The organism is Streptomyces sp. NPDC014891 (genome assembly GCF_043081085.1).
Lineage (GTDB): Bacteria > Actinomycetota > Actinomycetes > Streptomycetales > Streptomycetaceae > Streptomyces.
The window spans coordinates 162768-181643 of the sequence record NZ_JBIBWF010000004.1; the positions used below are offsets into that span (position 1 = coordinate 162768).

General features: G+C 70.1%; 18 protein-coding genes and 1 pseudogene. 6 read left to right on the forward strand and 13 right to left on the reverse strand.

Going from position 1 to position 18876, the window contains the following annotated elements:
- The first annotated feature begins 11 nt into the window (after nt 1-11).
- Nucleotides 12-1271 (forward strand): DUF6357 family protein, encoded by a 1260-nt coding sequence (locus ACF09E_RS12615; RefSeq protein WP_392205165.1) that lies wholly within the window; start codon nt 12-14, stop codon nt 1269-1271.
- Between the two features lie 145 nt (nt 1272-1416).
- On the opposite strand, the gene ACF09E_RS12620 is transcribed toward ACF09E_RS12615, so the two are convergent.
- From ACF09E_RS12620 to ACF09E_RS12660, 9 genes and pseudogenes are all read right to left on the reverse strand, one after another.
- Nucleotides 1417-1584 (reverse strand): hypothetical protein, encoded by a 168-nt coding sequence (locus tag ACF09E_RS12620; protein WP_392205166.1) that lies wholly within the window; start codon nt 1582-1584, stop codon nt 1417-1419.
- A 33-nt stretch (nt 1585-1617) separates the two neighbouring features.
- Nucleotides 1618-1707: pseudogene (locus tag ACF09E_RS12625) on the reverse strand (hypothetical protein); the annotation flags it as partial.
- Nucleotides 1704-2225, reverse strand: a complete 522-nt coding sequence (locus tag ACF09E_RS12630; protein WP_392205167.1) for a biotin/lipoyl-binding protein — start codon at nt 2223-2225, stop codon at nt 1704-1706. The gene ACF09E_RS12630 and the pseudogene ACF09E_RS12625, both read right to left, overlap by 4 nt.
- A 60-nt stretch (nt 2226-2285) precedes the next feature.
- Nucleotides 2286-2855: a cupin domain-containing protein gene (locus ACF09E_RS12635; protein WP_392205168.1), complete on the reverse strand. Its 570-nt coding sequence runs from the start codon at nt 2853-2855 to the stop codon at nt 2286-2288.
- Between the two features lie 10 nt (nt 2856-2865).
- Nucleotides 2866-4125, reverse strand: a complete 1260-nt coding sequence (locus tag ACF09E_RS12640) for an ABC transporter permease (RefSeq protein ID WP_392205169.1) — start codon at nt 4123-4125, stop codon at nt 2866-2868.
- Nucleotides 4122-4808, reverse strand: coding sequence for an ABC transporter ATP-binding protein (locus ACF09E_RS12645; RefSeq protein ID WP_392205170.1), 687 nt, complete (start codon nt 4806-4808; stop codon nt 4122-4124). The genes ACF09E_RS12640 and ACF09E_RS12645 overlap by 4 nt, the downstream gene beginning before the upstream one ends.
- Nucleotides 4805-5908, reverse strand: a complete 1104-nt coding sequence (locus tag ACF09E_RS12650; RefSeq protein WP_392205171.1) for an efflux RND transporter periplasmic adaptor subunit — start codon at nt 5906-5908, stop codon at nt 4805-4807. The genes ACF09E_RS12645 and ACF09E_RS12650 overlap by 4 nt, the downstream gene beginning before the upstream one ends.
- 278 nt (nt 5909-6186) lie before the next feature.
- The gene (locus ACF09E_RS12655) at nt 6187-6576 is read right to left on the reverse strand and encodes a VOC family protein (RefSeq protein WP_392205172.1); all 390 of its coding nucleotides are present in this window, start codon (nt 6574-6576) and stop codon (nt 6187-6189) included.
- A gap of 206 nt (nt 6577-6782) precedes the next feature.
- Entirely contained in the window at nt 6783-7331 is a 549-nt protein-coding gene (locus ACF09E_RS12660; RefSeq protein ID WP_392205173.1) for a hypothetical protein, read from the reverse strand.
- 1101 nt (nt 7332-8432) lie between these two features.
- Between ACF09E_RS12660 and ACF09E_RS12665 the strand changes: the two genes are divergently transcribed.
- Nucleotides 8433-8858, forward strand: a complete 426-nt coding sequence (locus ACF09E_RS12665; RefSeq protein WP_392205174.1) for a contact-dependent growth inhibition system immunity protein — start codon at nt 8433-8435, stop codon at nt 8856-8858.
- 234 nt (nt 8859-9092) lie between these two features.
- On the opposite strand, the gene ACF09E_RS12670 is transcribed toward ACF09E_RS12665, so the two are convergent.
- A complete protein-coding gene (locus ACF09E_RS12670) occupies nt 9093-9950 on the reverse strand; it encodes a phosphotransferase family protein (RefSeq protein ID WP_392205175.1) in 858 nt (285 codons plus the stop codon).
- Nucleotides 9951-10625: 675 nt separating this feature from the next.
- On the opposite strand from ACF09E_RS12670, the gene ACF09E_RS12675 reads away from it, so the two are divergent.
- Entirely contained in the window at nt 10626-10754 is a 129-nt protein-coding gene (locus tag ACF09E_RS12675) for a hypothetical protein (RefSeq protein ID WP_392205176.1), read from the forward strand.
- Nucleotides 10755-10875: 121 nt separating this feature from the next.
- Here the strand turns inward: ACF09E_RS12675 and ACF09E_RS12680 are convergent, their stop codons facing one another.
- Both ACF09E_RS12680 and ACF09E_RS12685 read right to left on the reverse strand, forming a co-directional pair.
- Nucleotides 10876-12027 (reverse strand): hypothetical protein, encoded by a 1152-nt coding sequence (locus ACF09E_RS12680; protein WP_392205177.1) that lies wholly within the window; start codon nt 12025-12027, stop codon nt 10876-10878.
- A 390-nt stretch (nt 12028-12417) separates the two neighbouring features.
- The gene (locus tag ACF09E_RS12685; RefSeq protein WP_392205178.1) at nt 12418-13308 is read right to left on the reverse strand and encodes a hypothetical protein; all 891 of its coding nucleotides are present in this window, start codon (nt 13306-13308) and stop codon (nt 12418-12420) included.
- 566 nt (nt 13309-13874) lie between these two features.
- Here ACF09E_RS12685 and ACF09E_RS12690 point away from each other — a divergent pair.
- Nucleotides 13875-15272 (forward strand): sulfatase, encoded by a 1398-nt coding sequence (locus ACF09E_RS12690; RefSeq protein ID WP_392205179.1) that lies wholly within the window; start codon nt 13875-13877, stop codon nt 15270-15272.
- Nucleotides 15273-15570: 298 nt separating this feature from the next.
- Nucleotides 15571-16380 carry a formylglycine-generating enzyme family protein gene (locus tag ACF09E_RS12695; RefSeq protein ID WP_392205180.1) on the forward strand — a complete coding sequence of 270 codons (810 nt, stop codon included), beginning with the start codon at nt 15571-15573 and terminating at the stop codon, nt 16378-16380.
- A 48-nt stretch (nt 16381-16428) separates the two neighbouring features.
- Here the strand turns inward: ACF09E_RS12695 and ACF09E_RS12700 are convergent, their stop codons facing one another.
- Nucleotides 16429-16848, reverse strand: a complete 420-nt coding sequence (locus tag ACF09E_RS12700; protein WP_392205181.1) for an MmcQ/YjbR family DNA-binding protein — start codon at nt 16846-16848, stop codon at nt 16429-16431.
- Nucleotides 16849-17397: 549 nt separating this feature from the next.
- Between ACF09E_RS12700 and ACF09E_RS12705 the strand changes: the two genes are divergently transcribed.
- Nucleotides 17398-18840, forward strand: a complete 1443-nt coding sequence (locus ACF09E_RS12705; RefSeq protein WP_392205182.1) for a Gfo/Idh/MocA family protein — start codon at nt 17398-17400, stop codon at nt 18838-18840.
- The last annotated feature ends 36 nt before the right edge of the window (nt 18841-18876 follow it).

The following is an 18876-nucleotide window of genomic DNA, read 5'->3' on the forward strand; positions in this document are numbered from 1 at the left end:
GGTCCACACCGTTGAGGGACATCGTCTTCACCCGTGCGAGCGGCTGGATCCCGTCGGTGATCCGCGACGACGACGGGCTGAAGCTGATGCTCGGCGCCGGGGCCGACGCGAACCACGAGCCCCGCACCTTCACCTTCCCCGTCACCGAAGCCGACCTCGCGGTGATCCAGGAGGACCTGCCCCGGCACCTGCTGCTGTGGGCCGCGGTCCTTCCCCTGTGCGAGGCGGCCGGGACCCGGGGTCCGCTCGACGAGAGCGCTGCCGTCGCGCTCCTCGATCCGCTCCTCCACGGGACGCCGGCGGACGTCGACGCGCTCTTCCGGAGCATCCCCTGGAGCAGGGCTCGGCTCGTCGCCCACGGCGCCCACATCGGTCTCCTGGAGCGCGGCCACGTGTACGAGGCGATGCGCACGGCGACGGAGACGCCGAACGAGAAGCGTGCGCAGGAGCACCGCGCGGACCGCCGCCGCGCCGCGCGCGGCGTCGTCCTCGCTCGGCTCGACGCCGCGATCCTCAAGTACACGGGCCAGTACCTGCACGGTTCGACGATCCCCGGGCGGAAGCCCGACGCCGTCGGCCCCGCGCTGCTTCCGGCGGTCATGCGTGTCATCGCCACCGCGGAGCAGGCGTCCGCGGGCATGGCCATCGGACGTGATCCGCGGCGGGGCAAGCGCGCCACCGACAAGGGAGACTGGGCCCGCATGGAGTCCGCGGTCCGCGCGGCCCTGCGCCGCGCGCACCCCGAACTCGCCGACGACGCGGTACGGACCGTCTGCTTCCTGATGTGCAGCGAGGCCGCCGCCCGCTCCAGGAACGCTCCCGTGGACGCCGACGAGGAGGACGCCGATTCCGACAGCGGCGGAGGCGGCCGGAAGACGGCCCTGACCTTCACCGACGACAAGGACGCCGAGCAGAAGTGGCGACACGGCAGCGGCAGCACCGCCGCTGCGGCGTTCTGGGAGTTCGTCGCCGAGCGGTCGCGTCCGAACAACGACGTGTTCACCATCGAGGACGAGGCGAGGGGCGAGGGGATCCAGGTCCACTTCTACGCCGACTCCCTCGCCCGCATCACGACGCTGCGCGAGGGCGGGGGCGGATCGGAGCCGGAGTACGCGGTCGAGTACCGCCTCGTCGACGGCATGAGCGAGTACCGGACCCTGGTGAGCGCCTTCGCCCGCGGCGGCTGCGCCGCCCTCGACCGGCACGGCCCGTGGTTCAAGGACGTCGACGAGTTCGAACGTGCGCGCCGCCGCAGGCGCGAGTCCCGGTAGCGTCCCGCGGCTCCCCACAGCCGAACCCGGGACGACGGGTGCGCTTGGGACGGCCGCACGATCCTCCGCACACCTGACGGCCTCGCCCACCACCGGGGCCCGGACGACACGTCGTCCGGGCCCCGGTGGTGGGCGGTCCGGCGGGTCAGACGTGCACCTCGACCGTCACCGCCTGGCCCGCCCGGGCCGTCGCGGGGAGTTCGTCGAGGGAGACGAGGACGGTGTAGCGGACGACCTGGGTCGAGGACTGCTGTCCGCCACCGCCCTGGCCGGTGCCGCCCGAGCTCTCCGTGGCGACGGGTACGGGCGACACCGAGGTCACCCGTCCCCGGATCGTGGTGCTCGTGGAGTCGAAGGTGACCGACGCCTGCTGTCCGCTTCTCAGGTCGACGATGTCGGCCTCGGTGAAGTCGGCACTGACCTGCAGCCGGGTCAGGTCGGTGAGGGTGAGGACCGCGGCCCCCGGGACACCGCCTGACCGACCTCGGCGTCCACCGCGGTCACCGTGCCGGCGAACGGGGCGACGATCTTCGTCCCCTCCACCGTCCGCTCCGCCTTGCGGTAGGCGTTGCGGGCCTTCACATAGGACGCGTACGCCTTCTGGTACCCCGCCTCGTCGGCCTCGTTCAGCTCCTGGGAGGCGGAGACGTACGACCAGTGGGCGGCCGTTCTGCTCTCGACGGTCTCGGTGGAGTCGACCTGGGCCAGGACGTCTCCCTTCTCGACCTTCTGGCCGGCCTTCACCTTGAGCGTCGTCACGGTTCCCTCGGTCGCGAACGCCAGCGTGCGGGTGCCGGGGCTCTCCAGCGTCCCGGAGGCGGACGGGTCCGTGCTCACCTCCACGTCGGGAACAGCGGTGGCGGGCTCCGTGGCCGACGGGGCGGCGGTACTGCCCTCGGCCCGGACGGTCATGAGCCCGCCGCCCATCAGGACGGCGCCGAGCACGCCGTACACGGCGGCCTTCCGGTGTCCCTGGCGCGCCGTCGTCCGGCGCCTTCTCCCTGCCGCCACCGGTCAGCCTCCGCTCTGCGAGCCGCCGCCGCTCTGCGAGCCGCCGCCGCTCTGCGAGCCGCCGCCGCTCTGCGAGCCGCCGCCGACCCCGCCCTGGCCGGAGCCCTGGGGCCGGAGGATGACCGAGTCACCCGGCTTGATCCGGACGGTCTTGCCGTCCTCGGTGGTGACCTCCACGACGCCGTCCTTGATCGTGCCGACGGTTCCGAAGGTCATTCCCTGGCGCGCCTGGCCGCCGCTCTGACCGCCGCTCTGACCGCTGCCGGTCTGTCCGCCGCCGCTCTGGCCGCCGCCGGGGAAGCCCGACCCGCCTCCCTCCGGCCTGCCGCCGGACATCTGGCCGCCACCGAACATCTGGCCACCCCCCGTCCGGGGGGTGGAGGCGGTGTCGTCGCCCTTCTCCGCGTACACGCCGCCGATGAAACCGCCGACGGCGACGATGCCCGCCGTCAGGAAGAGCGCCACGCCGGGCAGGCTCCTGCGCGCGGGCGCGGACTCGAGCGTGGCATCGAGGTCCCCGGGGAACGGGGAGTCGGCCAGGATGTCGCTGTCTCGGTCGGGGGATCGGGTCAAGGATCTGTCCTCACTCATGGCGCAGCGCCTCGATGGGGCGCAGCGAGGCGGCGCGGTTGGCCGGGTAGCTGCCGAAGAAGAGGCCGATGGCGACGGATACGCCGAGGGCGAGGCCGATCGACCAGGGGGCGATCACCGGCTGAACGCCGATGATCTCGAACCGGCTGCCGACGACTCCCGCGACGACGCCCAGGATGCCGCCGATCAGGGAGAGGATGGTGGCCTCGGTGATGAACTGGCCGAGGATGGCTCCGCGGGGGGCGCCGATGGCCTTGCGGATGCCGATCTCGCGGGTGCGTTCGGTGACGGTGACGAGCATGATGTTGGTGACGCCGATGCCGCCGACCAGGAGGCTGATCGCCGCGACCGCGCCGAGCAGGACGGTGAAGGTCTCGCTCGACTCGGCGGCGGCCGACTGCAGGCTGGCCTGGTTGAACACCTGGAAGTCGGTGCTGCCGTGCCGCTGGTTCAGGACGGTGGTCACCTCTGCCTGCGCCGCGTCGACCGCGTCCGGGGTCTTGGCCTGGACGACGATCTGGCTGAGTGCGCCGTAGCTGGTGAGGGTGCCCTGGACGGCGGTGTACGGGGCGATGGCGGTGTCGTCGGCGTCCTGGAAGCCGCTGGAGGACGACCCGGACTCCGCGAGTACCCCGATCACGGTGAAGAAGGCGCCGTTGACGTTCATCTTCTTGCCGAGGGGTTCGACGCGGCCGAAGAGCTCCTCCGCGACGGTCTGCCCGATGACGGCGACCTTGGCTCCGGAGGCGACCTGCTCCGCGGTGAAGAGCGAACCGCGCCGGAGAGTCTTGTTGTTCGCCTTGAAGTACGCGGAGTCGCTCCCGACGAACTGGCCGATGCTGTGACTGGACGTCAGGTACGTGGTGGTCTGCGAGCTGGCGTTGACCACCGGGGAGGCGCTCTCGACCGACGGTGTGCTCACCGGGTCGACCAGTGCTTTGGCGTCCTCCACCGTGAGCTTCTTGGCCTGGGTGCGCGGCCCGGTGTCCGTCTGCTGCTGCCCGCCGAACCCGCCCGAGCCGGCCTGACGGGCTCCGCCGCTCTGCCCGGTGGTCGAGGTGGAGACGGTCAGGGCGCCCGCGCCCAGCCGGGCGATGCTGTCCTGGATCTGCTGGGAGGAGCCGTTGCCGACCGCCACCAGGAGGATCACGGCGCCGACGCCGATCAGGATGCCGAGCGTCGTCAGCCCGCTGCGGAGCTTGTTGGCGCTCAGGCCGCGCAGGGCGAACCGCAGGATCTCGAAGGGGTTCATTGTCCGCGGTCCTCCACGACGTCGCCGTCGACCAGGCGGATGACCCGCTTGGTGCGCTTGGCGACCTCGTCCTCGTGCGTGATCAGGACGATGGTGCGGCCGGCGGCCGAGAGCCGGTCGAGGACCTCGAGGACATCGCGCGTCGACTTGCTGTCGAGGTTGCCGGTCGGCTCGTCGGCGAGCAGCAGGGAAGGGGCGGTGGCCAGGGCCCGTGCGACGGCGACGCGCTGCTGCTGTCCGCCGGAGAGCTCGTTCGGCTCGTGGTCGGTCCGCTCGGAGAGCCCGACCAGATCCAGTGCGGCGAGCGCCCGCCGGCGCCGCTCGGCCGCCTTCACCCCGCCGTAGGCGAGGGGGAGTTCGACGTTGGCGAGCGCCGTCATCCGGGGTATCAGGTTGAAGCTCTGGAAGATGGAGCCGATCTTCCTGTTCCGGAAGATCGACAGCTGCCGCTCGCTGAGCCCGCTGACGTCGGTGCCGTCCAGGAGGTAGTGGCCGTCCGTCGGGACGTCGAGGCAACCCAGGATGTTCATGAGCGTGGACTTTCCGGAACCGGACTGTCCCATGATCGCCACGTAGTCGCCCCGCTCGACCGTCAGGCTGGTTCCGCGCAGCGCGTGGACGACCGTCTCGCCCTGCCCGTAGACCTTGGTCACGTCGCGGACCTCGATGACGGGGGTGCTCATCGTGCACCGCCGCCCGGGGCGCGTCCGCCGCCGAAGCCACCGCCCGGCAGCTGCGCACCGCTCCCGCCCGTGCCGGTGGCCACCGTGAGCTGGACCTGATCGCCCTCCTCCAGGCCGGACTTGATCTCCGTGCCGGTGCTGCCGGCGATGCCCACGGTCACCGTCCTGACGACGGGTGTGCCGTTCTCCAGCACGGTCACCGTGGTCTGTCCGCCCGCGCTCGTGACCGCGGCGCCCGGAACGTACAGCGCGTCCTCGACCTGGGAGACGGTGACGGTCGCACTGGCGGTCTGCCCGATCCGTACCTGCGTGGGCTTCTCCTTGAGGGTGACCGTCACGGCGAAGGTGACGACGTTGTTCTCGGTGGTCGGGGTGCCGGCGATCGCGGACACCTCGCCCTGCGCCGTGACACCCGGCAGTGCGGCGAAGGTGACCGTCGCCGCGTGCCCCACCTTGAGGCGAGTGGCGTCCGCCTCGGTGAAGTCACCCGTGACCTGCACCTTCCCGGGGTCGGCCAGCTCGATGAAGCCGCTCGACGAAGACGAGGAGGAGTCCGTCGAACCGGAGGAACCCCAGGCTCCGGACGACCCGGATGCGGAGTCTCCGACGGCGCCGTTCACCGCGGTGACGGTCCCGGCGAACGGCGCGTAGAGCACCGTCCCGTCGAGCGTCCGCTGCGCGGTGCTCACGGCGTTCTTCGCCTGTACGTAGCTCGCGTAGCCCTGCGAGGTGCTGGTGTCGGCCTCGGCGGCGACGGCCAACTCCGCCTTCGCCGAGTCGAGTTCCTCCTGCGCCTCGGTCCGGTCCAGCTCGGCCAGCTTCTGCCCCTTCTTCACCGTGGCACCGACCGTGACGTGGACCTTGGTCACGGTTCCCGAGCCGGCGAAGGCGAGCGCCCGCTTCGTGGCGGTCTCCACCGCACCGGACGCCGACACCGAGGCGGTCAGGTCGCCGCGCATCACCGTCGTGGTCCTGGTGGTGGCTGAGGCGGTCGCCTCTTCGTCGCCGAGCGACACATACGCGAGGCCGACGCCTCCGGCCAGCAGCACGGCCAGCGTGCCGTTGACCAGGACGGCCCGGCCTCTGATCACAGATCCCATGGGCCGATACGCTGCGCTGCCCGACTGTGATCACCTTAGCGTTTACATATGAGTTGCATATGAAGTCGCGGGCGCGACGGGCGGACCGCGACGAAGGGGCTTCGAGCGGCTCAGCGCAGCTCAGGACGGTTCAGGTCGGCTCAGGTCGGCTCAGACGGCTCAGGTCGGGGGTGCCGTGACTGTCGGCGATCGCCGTGCTCTTGGTTCTCTCAGCGCTGTTGCTGGTCTTGGCACTGCCGGTGAGGCGCAGACCGCCGAAGACCGAGGTCGGGGGGCCGTCAGGCGAGATAGTCCGCGCGCCCCTCGTCGTCGAGCTCGAAGGGGCCTTCGGGGATGACGCAGAACTCGTTGCCCTCGGGGTCGGCCATCACCAGGAACCCGCCGGCGTCGTACTCCTCCAGTCGGCGACCGCCGAGCGCCTCGACACGCCTCTGCTCGGCGGCCGGGTCGGGTGAGGTGACGTCGAAGTGCATCCGGTTCTTGCCCTGCTTGGACTCGTTCGTCCGCTGAAAGCCCAGGCCCAAGCCGTTCTCTCGTTGCAGCCACACGTAGGGTCCCATCCGGCCCACAACGGGCCTGCCGAGCAGTTCGGACCTGAAGGCGGCCAGCCGCTCGGGATCGCGGGCGTCGATGATGAGGGCGTTGATCTGCATGGTTGCGTGGGCCATACGCCGATCCTCTCAGAGCACCCGGTACGTTGAAGGGCTTCCTGCCCCGATGGCCGCAGGGCCACGTGAGGTCGCGCACACCGTCGCTCCCCGGTCATGGCTCTGCTGTTACAGACCGCGGCGCAGGACGCACTACCCCGGTCACATGCCGAGCGGTGACCCCTGCCTCGCGCGGCAGGGCCGGGGTCCTCGACGCGCCCGGCGGCTCAGGCTTCGATCCGTGTCCAGGTGTCGCCACCGCGGATCCAGAGGACACCCTCGCGGCCCTGAACACACCGGCTGGTCACCGGTTCGCTCAGCCGTAGATGTTCGTGCGAGGTGACCGCCCAGGCGTCGCCGGCGAGTTCGAGGCGCGCCAGTTCGACGCCGGGGCGGTCATGGAAGGCATGGCTGAGGAGCATGCGGGTGCCACGGACGGCGATGCCGTCGATGTCTTTCTGAGGGAGGCGATAGCTGGTGGTCTCGCCGAGGGCAGGGTCGACCCTGGAGACGAAGGCGCCCTCGGGGCTGGACCAGCCGAGCCAGGCTACGCCGCCCTCGGTGGCGCCGCCGATGGCACCGAGGGGCGACGCCGGGAGTCGTTGCTCTCCCAGGGGGCCCCAGGTCTGTGCGCCGTCGGTGTCCCAGCGGGCCAGGCCCTCGGATGAGGCAGGGTGGAGTCCGTAGACGCCCTCATCGCCGTACGAGGTCCAGATGCCGCCCTCACGGTCGGTGAGTACGTCCTCGATGTCGTCGCCGATGCAGAGGTGGCTCATGGGGTATCCCCCGGGGGAGTACACGATCGCGTTCCGAGTCCAGGTCCCCTTGTCGTCTCGCCTGGTACGGGACGAGACCAGCAGGAACCGTGACCAGGAGAGAAGGGCCAGGTGGCTCGTGCCGGCGTCTATGCCGGTCACCGGGATGCGCTGTTCCCGCCCGTCCGAGACCACCACCAACACTCCGTCGCACGGGGCCACCACACGCCATCCGACCCATCCCCGGGTGTGGGGAGCGCGGTGGAGGTTGCGTTCGTGGACCAGCATCACTCCGAGTGCGTTGCTCGGCCCGACCGTCCACCACAGGGCTCGCCAACCGGCTCGAGCGTCCTCGGTCGGGAGACTCCACACGACGGGCAGCTCGCCAGGCGTCATCGACACACCTTCAGAACTCCAGGCCCAGACGGCGCCCGAAGGGATCTAGCTTACAGACGGCCGGAAGGGCGGCGCCCCGTCACGTGCCACGCGCTCAGCCGTCCGCCGCGCCATCGACCGGCGGATCCGGCGCGAAGCCCTTCTGTTCACGCGCGGACCGCCACGCATGAGGGCAGCAAGGAGGAGACCGGCTTGGAGGCCGCCGCACAACGGCGGGGCAGTTCCCCGTCTCCTCAGCGCTGTCAGTCGGCAGAGGTGAATCCGACCCGATCAGCAGACCGGGCGGTCCGTTCGATGGCCCCCGCGCGCCCCTCGCCCACGGGGCGCCGCCACTCCACCCCCGCGCTCTACTTCGCCGCCATGCAACACAGTTCGAGATGGCCGAGACTCAGGAAACAGCGGTCGGCCTTGGACACCTTCCCCGGCCGGACTTGCCGGGCGCTCGTCCGCTCCACCAACATGCCGGCCGAGTTCCGGGGCCATCCACGGGCGAGTCAAGGCGCACAATTCGGCAGCACCCTCCCTTCATGATGGCGCCTGACGTGCACTCAGCCCTTCGGAACAAAGACGCCAGGGCGCGGAAAGGGTTTAGATTCGCAGGCCCGCACCACGTCAAGGGCGTGAGCTCCCCGGGTCTCACCTCTTCCGGTGCTCCGCGGCCGAGGTGGGGGTGGGCGCGTCCCGGACGCGAACCGCCGCCGCCCGGCGCTCGGCGACAATGACCGCATGGACCGTCTCCTGCACCTCGACCGCACCCTCGACGCGCTCGATCCGCCCGCCTGGGCCCCTCCCGGCGCGGACGCGACTCCGTTGGTGCGCACGGTGCACGGCCTGCGGCAGGTTCCCCTCCGCGCGCTCAGGCCGGCGGATCTCCGCACGCTCGTCTCCCAGCAGGTGGCTCTCCCGTACGTACTGCCGCTCGCCGTCGGCCTGCTGCTCGACGAGCCGATGCTCGATGCGTACTTCTACGAGGGTGACCTGCTGCTCTCCGCGGTGGACGCCCCGACTTCGGCCTGGGCCCTGTTCCCTGACCTCAGGGAACAGCTGTGCAAGGTGATCACGAGCTTGCCGGACTCAGCGGTGTCCGGCCTCCCCCGAGGTTCCGCCGACAACCTCGCCCGCTTCGTCACCCACCCCGAACCCCTTCCCTGACGCATCGCGGTCCCGCGGGGACGACCCCGGCTCCCGCCGCCAGGAGGCCCTTCCGCAAAAAGGCCCTCGGCGTGTGGCTGAGCATGCTGTATCGACCTTTCACGATCTTCATCTGGAGATCGTGAAGGCAGAGGATCACGCGAGGGCCGGAGGGTTGAACAGCGGGTATTCGCCCACCGTGGCGATCGGATTCAGCCGCCGGCCGCCGTTCTCGCGTCGAGCGGTTCCGCTCGCTCACATCCGAGATCGCAGTACGTCGACCTCGCAGCCGGGCGCGAAGGGGTCGAAGCCGTGCTCGCTCAGCCAGCGCACTGCCATCAGGCTGCGCAACGACCACCATCCGCGGATCACGTCGAGGTCAGGGTCGGGGGCGAGGCCCATCCCGGTGCCGGTGCCGGTGCCGGTGCGCGCGTCGTGGCCGGTTTCGGTGGCGCAGCCGGCCTCGGTGCCATGGCTGATACCGGTGCCGTGGCCGGCGCCGTAGTAGCCGGAGAGGACGTCGTCCAGGCGGTCCTCGTGTCCGAGGGTGAAGGTCGCCAGGTCGTACAAGGCATCACCCTGGCCGGCTTCGGACCAGTCGATGATGCCCGTCACCTCGTCCTCGGCGACGAAGACGTGCGCGATCTGGAGATCTCCGTGCGTGAACACCGGAGTCCACGGCCTGAGTGCGGCCTGGGCGACCTGTCGGTTGCGATGCACCAGGTCGGTGGGAAGGAGGCCGTCCGCCACGAGCCGCTCGCACTCTTCGTCGAGTTCCGCCGTGAGGGCGACGACGCTCCGGCCGGCCCCGCCCCGGCGGTCCGGAAGCGGCGCGTCGTGGAGCTTCCGGATGGCGGCGCCGGCCGCGGCCCACGCCGCCGACGATCCGGTCGGCGGCCCGCCGAGGCGCCCGAGGGTCGCCCCGGAAACCGCGGCGATCGCGAGCACAGGCGGTCGTCGCCACAGAATCTCCGGGGTCGGGACCGGCGCGACGGACATCGCCTCGACCTCGGCGTCGATACGCGCCTGATCGGAGTCCACCTTGAGAAACACGTCGCCGACGCGCAAGGTGGCGCGCTCGGAATGGGCTACGACGACCTTGACCTCATCCATGGGAACCCACTATCCCGGAGCTGAAGTCGGTCCTGATGACGACAGCGTCGAACATGTCGCGTCCGACGACTTCACGCAGCACTCGCTCAAGACCCTCCGGCATCGTCATGCCCAGGACCCTCCCGCGCCGCACCGACAACCAGCTCCCTCGGGGGTGATCCAGAGGAAACGGCCTAATGCCAGCCGGTGTACCCGTCCGGTAGACCTCCTCCGCCGTCTCCGCGCTTGAGTCCAATCAGGAACAGAACCGCCACGATCAACACGAGCAACCACAGCCAGAAGCGGTCCTCCATTCCTGGACTACTGCCTCGCGGGCGATCGTCGCTCCGGTTCTCCGTGTCGTCTTCCTCGCTACTCACCTCACACCACCTCCACTCCCCTCCATGACGCCGAAGGCATCGGGCTGACGTCAAGTGCTGTGCTTTGCACGCCCCTTGATGAGCCCCTCCGAGATGCTCGGCCACCGCCTCCGTCGAGGTCGCACTCGGAGACGCCCCAAGCCGGGACGACGGTTCCCGGGTGCATCCGGTGAGGGTGGGAGGACTTTATGATCATGTTGATCACGAAGAGTTCCTGCCAGAGATCGGATACGCCTTGCCCGAGTCGCCCCCCTCAGGATTCCTGCGTGCCGTCCTGAAAGCCGACTCCTTCGCCACGTCCTCGACGGGGACGGTCGTGGTGCTCTCAGTGCTCCTCGCACTCGTCTTCACCGATACCGTCGCCGGTTTCGTCGCGGCGATCGCCCTCTTCGGCGCTTGGGTGGCCGTCGGCTGGACGGGCCGCAGGCATCAGCGGCTCGGCTAGGACCTGTCCGGCCGATCTTCACCACGTCGCACGGCTGTGTGCGGTCCCGTGGACTCTGATGGCTCCTCGCGAGACGACCGCGCACCTTCTGTGCCGGCGGCCCCGACGGTGACGGTGGCGCTCAGAGGGCGATGAGCTCTCGCAGGAACTCACGGCCCTGGTCGAGGGGAACGGTTGGGCTGTAACCGCTCGCGAGCACCTGATGGAACGGGCCCGAGAGCTGGGTGACCCCACGTGACCCCCGGCCCGACCAGTGGTGCTGGATCCTCGTCGCCGCGAGAAGGGACCTTTCGAGGACCGGAATCAGGACGGCGCGGACATCGTGGCCGACCACGTCGATGCCGATCACGAGGACTGCGGCGACGGTGTCGGGCTTCGCGAGGAATCGCAGCATCTTGTTGACGTTGTACGCCTTCGGCGCGGAAGCGCGGTCCAGCAGCTTGGTCTTGATGTCGATGGAGAGCAGAACGTCGGCATACCGACGCTCGAGATCGTCGAGTCGGTGCGCGGAGCCGTCTCCGGTGACGAGTCGCTCGATCTCGTTGCCGCGAAGGTTGACGTTGTCGAGCGCGGCGAGCCTGAGGATGGCCTGGCGATGGTGCTTCACCGTGGTGACGAGCTCTTGCCCGATGGCAGCGAAGTCCTCAGAGGCCAAAGCCGCTGCGGCACGGTCCGGGGCCGCCAGAATCACTGCCTGGTCGCCGGTACTGGGATGGAAGCGGACGTCCCGCGGGACGATGGCGTTGGTTGCCTCGACGAGGCGCTCGACGTTGTCATCCCAGGAGAACGCGGCGTGGAGTGCGAACAGTGCGCCGAAGTTGGCCGGGGTGTTGGCCAGTTCGTCGTACTCCCGGACGATGTCGCTGCCGTTGAAGCTCCCGCGAACGCGGCCGATCCTAAGCTCCCGCGAGCTGTGGCTCACCTTCTTCAGCATCGTCGAGTTGGCAAGCAGGAAGTCCAGTCGATCTCCACGAACGACGACGACGACGAACGGAGCCTGGTCGTGCTGCTGCAACGCCGAAAGGGACAAGACCGTGTTCGAGAAGGAACCCGCCTGCGCTTCCGCAAACCGGAGTGCATAGCCGTCACCGACGAACACGCTCCGAACGCGCCTCGGTTCGAAGGCGCCCATGAACGCTGCTTGCAGTTCCTGCTTGCGGGCACTCGGGTTGGCCCTCTTGAACGTGACGAGGAAGTCCAGCGCCTCGTACACATGGCCGTCACGCCCGTGCGGGTCGTGATCGCTGTCCGGCCCTTCTCCGCCTGTCACCACGTCTGGGAGTAGTCGCGGATCGTCGCAGCCGTGCGCTTTCCGTTCGACCGGGAGATTTCGACCGGGAGATTCTGTCCGCGGTGCGGGGGCATGGCTGCGGCGTCGCTCACCGCCACATTGTCACTGGACACACCGACACGGCGCCAGCACCACACCAGTCGGCACGATCTGGTGCCACCCATATCCCCTCTTCCGCAGGCGAAGGCACCCTTCGATACGACGTCTGCGACAAGTCGCCGTAGGGGCCGTGCCGTGGTCGACTGCGGTGTCCGAGGCCGCATTCGACCGGCGACGGCCACGCCCTCAGGTGCCAGGCCGCAGCAGAGCCTGTGGCGTGTGGGTGCGAGTCGCCGGCCGGTGCGGATGTTCAGCCGCGCGGAGGGAAGGACTTCACGGGGTGAAGACCTTCACCGAGTCGGCCGCCCCATCGTTTCGGTTGACGCTGATGAAGAAGTCGCTGCCCACGTGGGTGATGTCTTCGATCTCGTCGATCAGGTCGTTCCCAGGAATACCGATGTCGCTCTCCACCTCACCTCCGGACCAGTTGTACTGGTAGACCCAGTTCCACCCGGTCACGGGCGTCGAGGTGTTGATGGACTTGGTGTTCCAGATGTAGTTCTCAGAGCAGTCGATGCCCTGGTCGGAACGATTGTCGTGGCTTGTCAGGTTGCTCTTCACCAGCGTCCATCCGCTGGTGAGCGAACCGGAACCAGGATGGGTCCACAGGTTGCCCGCGCGGCGGGCGGCGTATTTGCCGGCCCCTCCGGCCGCCGTCGCGCTGTAACAGAGGCCGCTGATGTTGCCGATGGGCAGATGTACGACCTCGCTCGCGCCTATCGCTCCCGAGGAATCCAGATGGACGATCGCCACATCGTCGCTCGGAAAGGCCGACTGACTTCCCTGCGTCGCGATCAAGGCAGGGCCCTGCCCCTGGTAGTTCGGGTGGTAGGCGAGGTCGTTGCCGTGGCCGAGTGCGGGAATGGAGGTCGGCGCCCCGGCGCAGGTCCAACTGCTCCCGTCCCAGGTCGAGCCGTCGCGCAACCACCTGGAGAGGACCGGCTCCTCCCCACCCGCCTTGGTGAACACGATGTAGAGCTGGCCGCCCGACCCCGCGACCATGCCCTGCATGACGGTGCGGCCCGCCCTGCACGCGCTGCTGGTCGGGATGCTGAGCCGTTCCTCGCCGCTCCTGTCCGTAGCGGCGTGGGCCGTCGACGTCGAAGTAATCGCGATTCCGGTCATGACGGCCAGCGCGGACGCGAAACTCAGTAGCCTCTTCACGTGATACCCCCCTGGTAGGTGGGATGAGGCTAGCACTATGGGTGTACCTTGCATCCGCAGGGACGGCGACCACTCATCTCCTCTGCGTTGTCCCTCAACTCGGCACAGGGGAGCAGCACATCACCGGCATTCATTCGCCTTGTCCGGTTCTGCACTGACTTGCGGTCACAACGGACGGCTATTCAAGTCGGCCGCAGATTGCTCACTTTGATGCAATTCCTCTTATGGATGCGATGTTGCGGGCTCTGCCGACCCGCGTAGAGACATTCACGGGAGTCCGGATCGACCGGTTCGCGAGGCTGGGGGCGATCCGCTGAGCGACTCCGGCCCCACCTGTTCCCTCCCCCCGGCGAGTATCCGTCACCCCTCCCCGGCCTCCTCCACAGAGCCCCGGACAGCCGCTGACCACCCACCTCCCCACCGAACGCCCGGCCCCTCGGCCGCCCCGCAACACCCCGGCAACGAACCCTTAGTACCGCATGCATGGAATGCGCTCCGGCACCCCCATAGCCTCCATTCCCGAGCCCTCCGCCCACCTCACCCCCGCAGACGAGAGGTTCTTTGTCATGAGCGCATCCGGATCGTCCGGCCCCAGTCGTCGTGGAGTCCTGGGCACCGCCGCCGCCGTGGCCGCCGGTGCCGCCCTGCCCGCGGTGGCCGCCGCCCCCGCCCGCGCCGCCGAGGCCGCGCGGCCCAACGTGCTGCTGATCGTCACCGACGACCAGCCCAAGCACACCGAGTGGGCCACGCCCAAGACCGTCGCCTGGCTGGCCGGGCAGGGTGTGCGCTTCACCAACGGGCACGTCACCACCCCGCTGTGCGCCCCCTCGCGCTCCTCCGTCTTCTCCGGGCGCTTCGCCCACAACCACGGCGTCCGCAACAACAGCGCCTCCCACTCACTGGATCAGCGCACCACGCTCCAGCGGTACCTGAAGCAGGCCGGCTACCGCACGGGGCTCTTCGGCAAGTACCTCAACGCCTGGGACATCGCCGACAACCCGCCGCACTTCGAGGACTTCGCGCTCCTGCGGCCCTCGTACACGGACGGCACGTTCAACGTCAACGGAACCGTGCAGACCATCTCGGGCTACACGACCAACGTGATCAAGAACCGTGCCCTCGCCTTCATCGACAAGTCCCGGACCGACACCCGCCCCTGGTTCGCCTACGTCACTCCGTACGCCTCCCACGGTCCGTTCACCCCGGAGCCCAAGTACGCCGGCACCGACGTGCCCGCCTGGAACGGACGCCCCTCCGTCCCCGAGGGGGACCGCAGCGACAAGCCCGCGTACGTCCGGAACGGCACGCAGACGCTCGAGGACGGCCGCACGGTACGCGCGAAGCAGCTGCGGACCCTCCGCTCGGTCGACGACGCCGTCCAGGCCCTGCGGGACAAGCTGGCGGCCCTGGGGCAGCTCGACAACACCCTGGTGATCTACATCGGCGACAACGGCTTCAACTGGGCGGACCACGGCCTGACCGGCAAGGCCGTCCCCTACCGTCCGGCCCACGAGGTGCCGTTCTACCTGTCCTGGCCCGGCGGCGGCCTCGGCGGCGGCACGACCGACGACCGCATCGTCGCGAACATCGACATCGCCCCCACCGTCCTGGACGCCGCCGGAATCACCCCGGACACCCCGCACGACGGCCGCTCGCTCCTCGGCTCCCACTCCCGCGACCACCTGCTGATCGAATGGTGGAAGCAGGGCACCGGGGCGGATCCCAAGGACACGTGGTCCTCGTACGTGACCAAGGACCGCCAGTACACGGAGTACTACGACCTCCACACCGACGCCGCCGGCACCGTGAGCGGCACCGGGCAGGTGAGGTTCCGCGAGTACTACGACCTCCAGGCGGACCCGTACCAGCTGCGGAACAGCCTCCACCAGGCCACTCCCGCAGAAGAGCAGGCTCTCGGAATCCCGGGGCTCGCGGCCGCGCTCGCCGCCGACCGCACCGCCTGACCACCGCTCCGAAGAGCGCCGCAGAGACCCGAGGAGAGAGACACCGATGAGCCGCGAATGCTGCGCCCCCGGCCGACCCACCGGACGCGACCGGAACGTCCTCCCCCTGCTCGACGAGGGGGCCGCGGCGCGGTGCGGCGGCGAAGTCTCCGCGTCGGGCGGGGCGCGGTGCGGCAGCGATCTCCCTTCGTTGGCCGGGGCGCGGTGCGGCAGCGATGTCCCCGCGTCGGCCGGGGCGCAGGGCGGCGATGTCGTCCTCGGGACGTCCCGGACGCAGGGTGGCGGCGATGCCCCTGAGGTGGGACAGGTCTCCGCCTTCGCTCCTCTGCTGTCCCTGTCCGGTGGTGGGTTCCGGATGGGGACGGCGGACGAGGACGTGTACCCCGAAGACGGCGAGGGTCCCGTCCGGACGGTGGTGGTGGCGCCGTTCCGGATCGCCGCCACGGCCGTCAGCCACCACGAGTTCCGCACCTTCGTCCGGGCCACCGGCTACCGTACGGACGCCGAACGCTTCGGCTACTCGTTCGTCTTCCGCGGCTCCGTCGGCGCGGAGGCGCGGGAGCGCGCCGAGCCGGTGCCCGGCGCGGACTGGTGGCTGGCGGTGCCGGGCGCCTGGCACGGGGAGCCGGAGGGGCCCGGCTCCCGTTCCGACGACCGGCTCGACCACCCCGTCACCCACGTCTCCTGGAACGACGCCCAGGCCTACTGCGCCTGGTCCGGCAGCCGTCTGCCTTCCGAGGCGGAGTGGGAGTACGCCGCCCGCGGCGGCCTCGACCAGGCGCGCCACCCCTGGGGCGACGAGCCGCCGACTCCGGACCGTGCCGTGATCTTCCGCGGGGAGTTCCCGGACCGCCCCGAGGCGAAGGTCGGCACGGCACCCGTACGGTCGCTCGCGCCCAACGGCCACGGCCTGCACCACGCCGTCGGCAACGTCTGGGAGTGGACGGCCGAACCCTTCGCGGCCGGCTCCCCCTCCAGGGCCCTCCGGGGCGGTTCGCACCTGTGCCACGCCTCCTACTGCAACCGCTACCGCTGCTCGGCCAGGACCGCCAACACTCCGGAATCGTCGACGGGCCACATCGGCTTCCGGGTGGCGGCGGACGCGTAGGCCGGTGTCGGCCCGCGACGGGAACCCGCCCGAGTCCGCGACGCGGGGTCAGTCGAGCGGGGGCGGGTTCGGGACGCGGGCGGCGAGGAACTTCGGGGCCATGCCGCAATAGCTGTCGGTGACGAGTTCGGCGATCTCGGTCCAGTCGGTGTGGTCGCCGAGGACGGCGACGACGACGTTCGGACCCCAGTCGGCGCGGAAGTACGGGAATCCCGGTGCGGTCAGGCCGAGGAGGTCGTCGTCGGGCACCCGAAAGGTCATCACGACCGGCTCCCGCCCGTCGGTGGCGTACGGCGCGTAGACCGGGGAACGCTCCACGTCCGGCGCGTAGACGTGCGCGAACGTCCTGGCCCGGATCCGCCAGCGCACCCCGATCCACGCCGGCTCCTCGTGGGACTCGGGCAGCTGCCGGCAGATGGACCGGAGCCTGTTCAGGATCTCCGGCGGCACGTCTCCAGGACTCGACATACGGCGACCCTAGCGGCCCCTCGCCCGCCCCGTGCCGGGCGGTGGTGGAGCAACGAGGGCTCGCATCAGCGGCCTCGGGGCGCAGGTGGACGCATCGGCGGATCTCGGTGCCCGGCCCTCGCGTCCCGGTGGCCGAGCAGGCGCGGGGCGCGAAGCTTGACCCCCCGCCCTCGCGTCCCGGCGGCCGAGCGGGCGCGGGGCGCGAAGGTCTGTGCAGGACCCGGGGTCCGCTCGACCCCGCCGTCGCTCTCTCCTTCTTCCTCCCCGCGGCCACCCCTCCCACCCCTTCCTCGTCGGTTCCCGGCGCCCTGCCGCAAGCTCTTCGCCGCCGCGCCCGCCGCCCGCGCCACCTGCTCGTTCGTCCCCGCCGACGTGCCCGGGCGGACGGGTTCCTTGCGGACGGCTGCACCCGCGCGCGGCCTTGATGCTCGTTCTTGTTCGTAATGAGGCCCTAACGAGCATCTATTGACATGCCCGCGTTACCCCCGCCAGAGTCTTGGGCGTCAGTGATGCCGATCACTCACCGATACGGACGAGGAGCGTCTCCGCATGCCTCACATCCCCGCAGTCTCACGCCGCTTGGTCCTGGGAGGAGCTCTGGCGACCGGGGCGGTCGCAGCCGGTGTCGGGGGCGCCCAGGCCTCCCCGGTGACGCAGGCGGCCGGCGCCGTGCCGGCCGCCGTGCCCAAGCGCAGGCCCGGGCAGAAGTCCATGATCGATGTGCCGTACGAGGCGCACCGGACCGTCCGCGTCGGCGTCATCGGCCTCGGCAACCGGGGGTCGGGCATGGCCGAGGGCTGGTCCGTCGTCCCCGGTTGTACGGTCACCGCCGTCTGCGACATCAGGGCCGATCGCGCCAAGCGCACCGCGGACCGGCTCGTCGCGACCGGCAAGCCGCGCCCCGCGGAGTACGGGGGTTCGGACGAGTCCTTCGCCCAGATGCTGAAGCGCGACGACATCGACCTCGTCTACATCGCCACCCCGTGGGAGTTCCACTACCGGCAGGGCAAGGCCGCGATGTCGGCGGGCAAGCACGTCATCGTGGAACTGCCCATCGCCACCGAGCTCGACGAGTTGTGGGACCTGGTCGACACCTCGGAGCGCACGCGCCGCCATCTCATGCTGGCCGAGAACTGCAGCTACGGCCGCAACGAGCTCGCGATGCTCAAGATGGCGCACGAGGGCCTGTTCGGCGACATCACGAACGGCCACGGCGGCTATCTCCACGACCTGCGTGAGCTGCTCTTCTCGGACACGTACTACACCGACTCCTGGCGCCGCCTCTGGCACACCCGCAGCACCGCGTCCTTCTACGCCATGCACGGGCTGGCTCCGATCGCCGCCGCCATGGACATCAACCGCGGCGACCGGATGACGGTGCTGCGGGCCACCGCCACCGAGCCGAGGGGCCTCGCCGACTACCGCGAGCGCTTCGTCCCCCGTTCCCACCCGTCGTGGCGGGAGACGTACGTCAACGGCGACCTCGTCACCTGCCTGATCGACACCGCCAAGGGCCGGGTCATCCGCGCCGAGCACGACGTCAGCTCGCCGCGCCCCTACAGCCGCATCAACACCCTCGCGGGCAGCCGCGGCATCTTCGAGGACTACGCGGGCGTCATGGCGACGAGCGGCGGGCGCATCTACGTCGAACCCGACCACGGCGGTCACTCCTGGCGTGCCGCCGACGCCTACCGCAAGGAGTTCGACCACTGGCTGTGGAAGAAGATCGGTGACGACGCGGCCAACAACGGCGGTCACGGCGGCATGGACTACGTGCTGCAGTGGCGCACCGTGCAGCTGATGCGGGCCGGGCTCGTCCCGGACATCGACGTCTACGACTCGGCCGCCTGGTGCTCCCCCGTGCCGCTGAGCGTCAAGTCCCTGGCCGCGGGCGGCCGTCCGGTCGAGATCCCCGACTTCACCCGGGGCTCCTGGGTCAACCTGCGGATGGGCCTGGACTCGCGCGCCTCCGACATGCCCCCGGTCGGCTGACCATCCCGCTTCCCGCACTCTCGCGAAGGAGACAGA

Coding starts and splice junctions, on each gene's coding strand:
- ACF09E_RS12700 (WP_392205181.1), bottom strand. CDS start 16,848: ATGTCGAGTCCTGGAGACGTGCCGCCGGAGATCCTGAACAGGCTCCGG.
- ACF09E_RS12640 (WP_392205169.1), bottom strand. CDS start 4,125: ATGAACCCCTTCGAGATCCTGCGGTTCGCCCTGCGCGGCCTGAGCGCC.
- ACF09E_RS12665 (WP_392205174.1), top strand. CDS start 8,433: ATGGACCGTCTCCTGCACCTCGACCGCACCCTCGACGCGCTCGATCCG.
- ACF09E_RS12645 (WP_392205170.1), bottom strand. CDS start 4,808: ATGAGCACCCCCGTCATCGAGGTCCGCGACGTGACCAAGGTCTACGGG.
- ACF09E_RS12655 (WP_392205172.1), bottom strand. CDS start 6,576: ATGGCCCACGCAACCATGCAGATCAACGCCCTCATCATCGACGCCCGC.
- ACF09E_RS12650 (WP_392205171.1), bottom strand. CDS start 5,908: ATGGGATCTGTGATCAGAGGCCGGGCCGTCCTGGTCAACGGCACGCTG.
- ACF09E_RS12690 (WP_392205179.1), top strand. CDS start 13,875: ATGAGCGCATCCGGATCGTCCGGCCCCAGTCGTCGTGGAGTCCTGGGC.
- ACF09E_RS12660 (WP_392205173.1), bottom strand. CDS start 7,331: ATGAGCCACCTCTGCATCGGCGACGACATCGAGGACGTACTCACCGAC.
- ACF09E_RS12670 (WP_392205175.1), bottom strand. CDS start 9,950: ATGGATGAGGTCAAGGTCGTCGTAGCCCATTCCGAGCGCGCCACCTTG.
- ACF09E_RS12705 (WP_392205182.1), top strand. CDS start 17,398: ATGCCTCACATCCCCGCAGTCTCACGCCGCTTGGTCCTGGGAGGAGCT.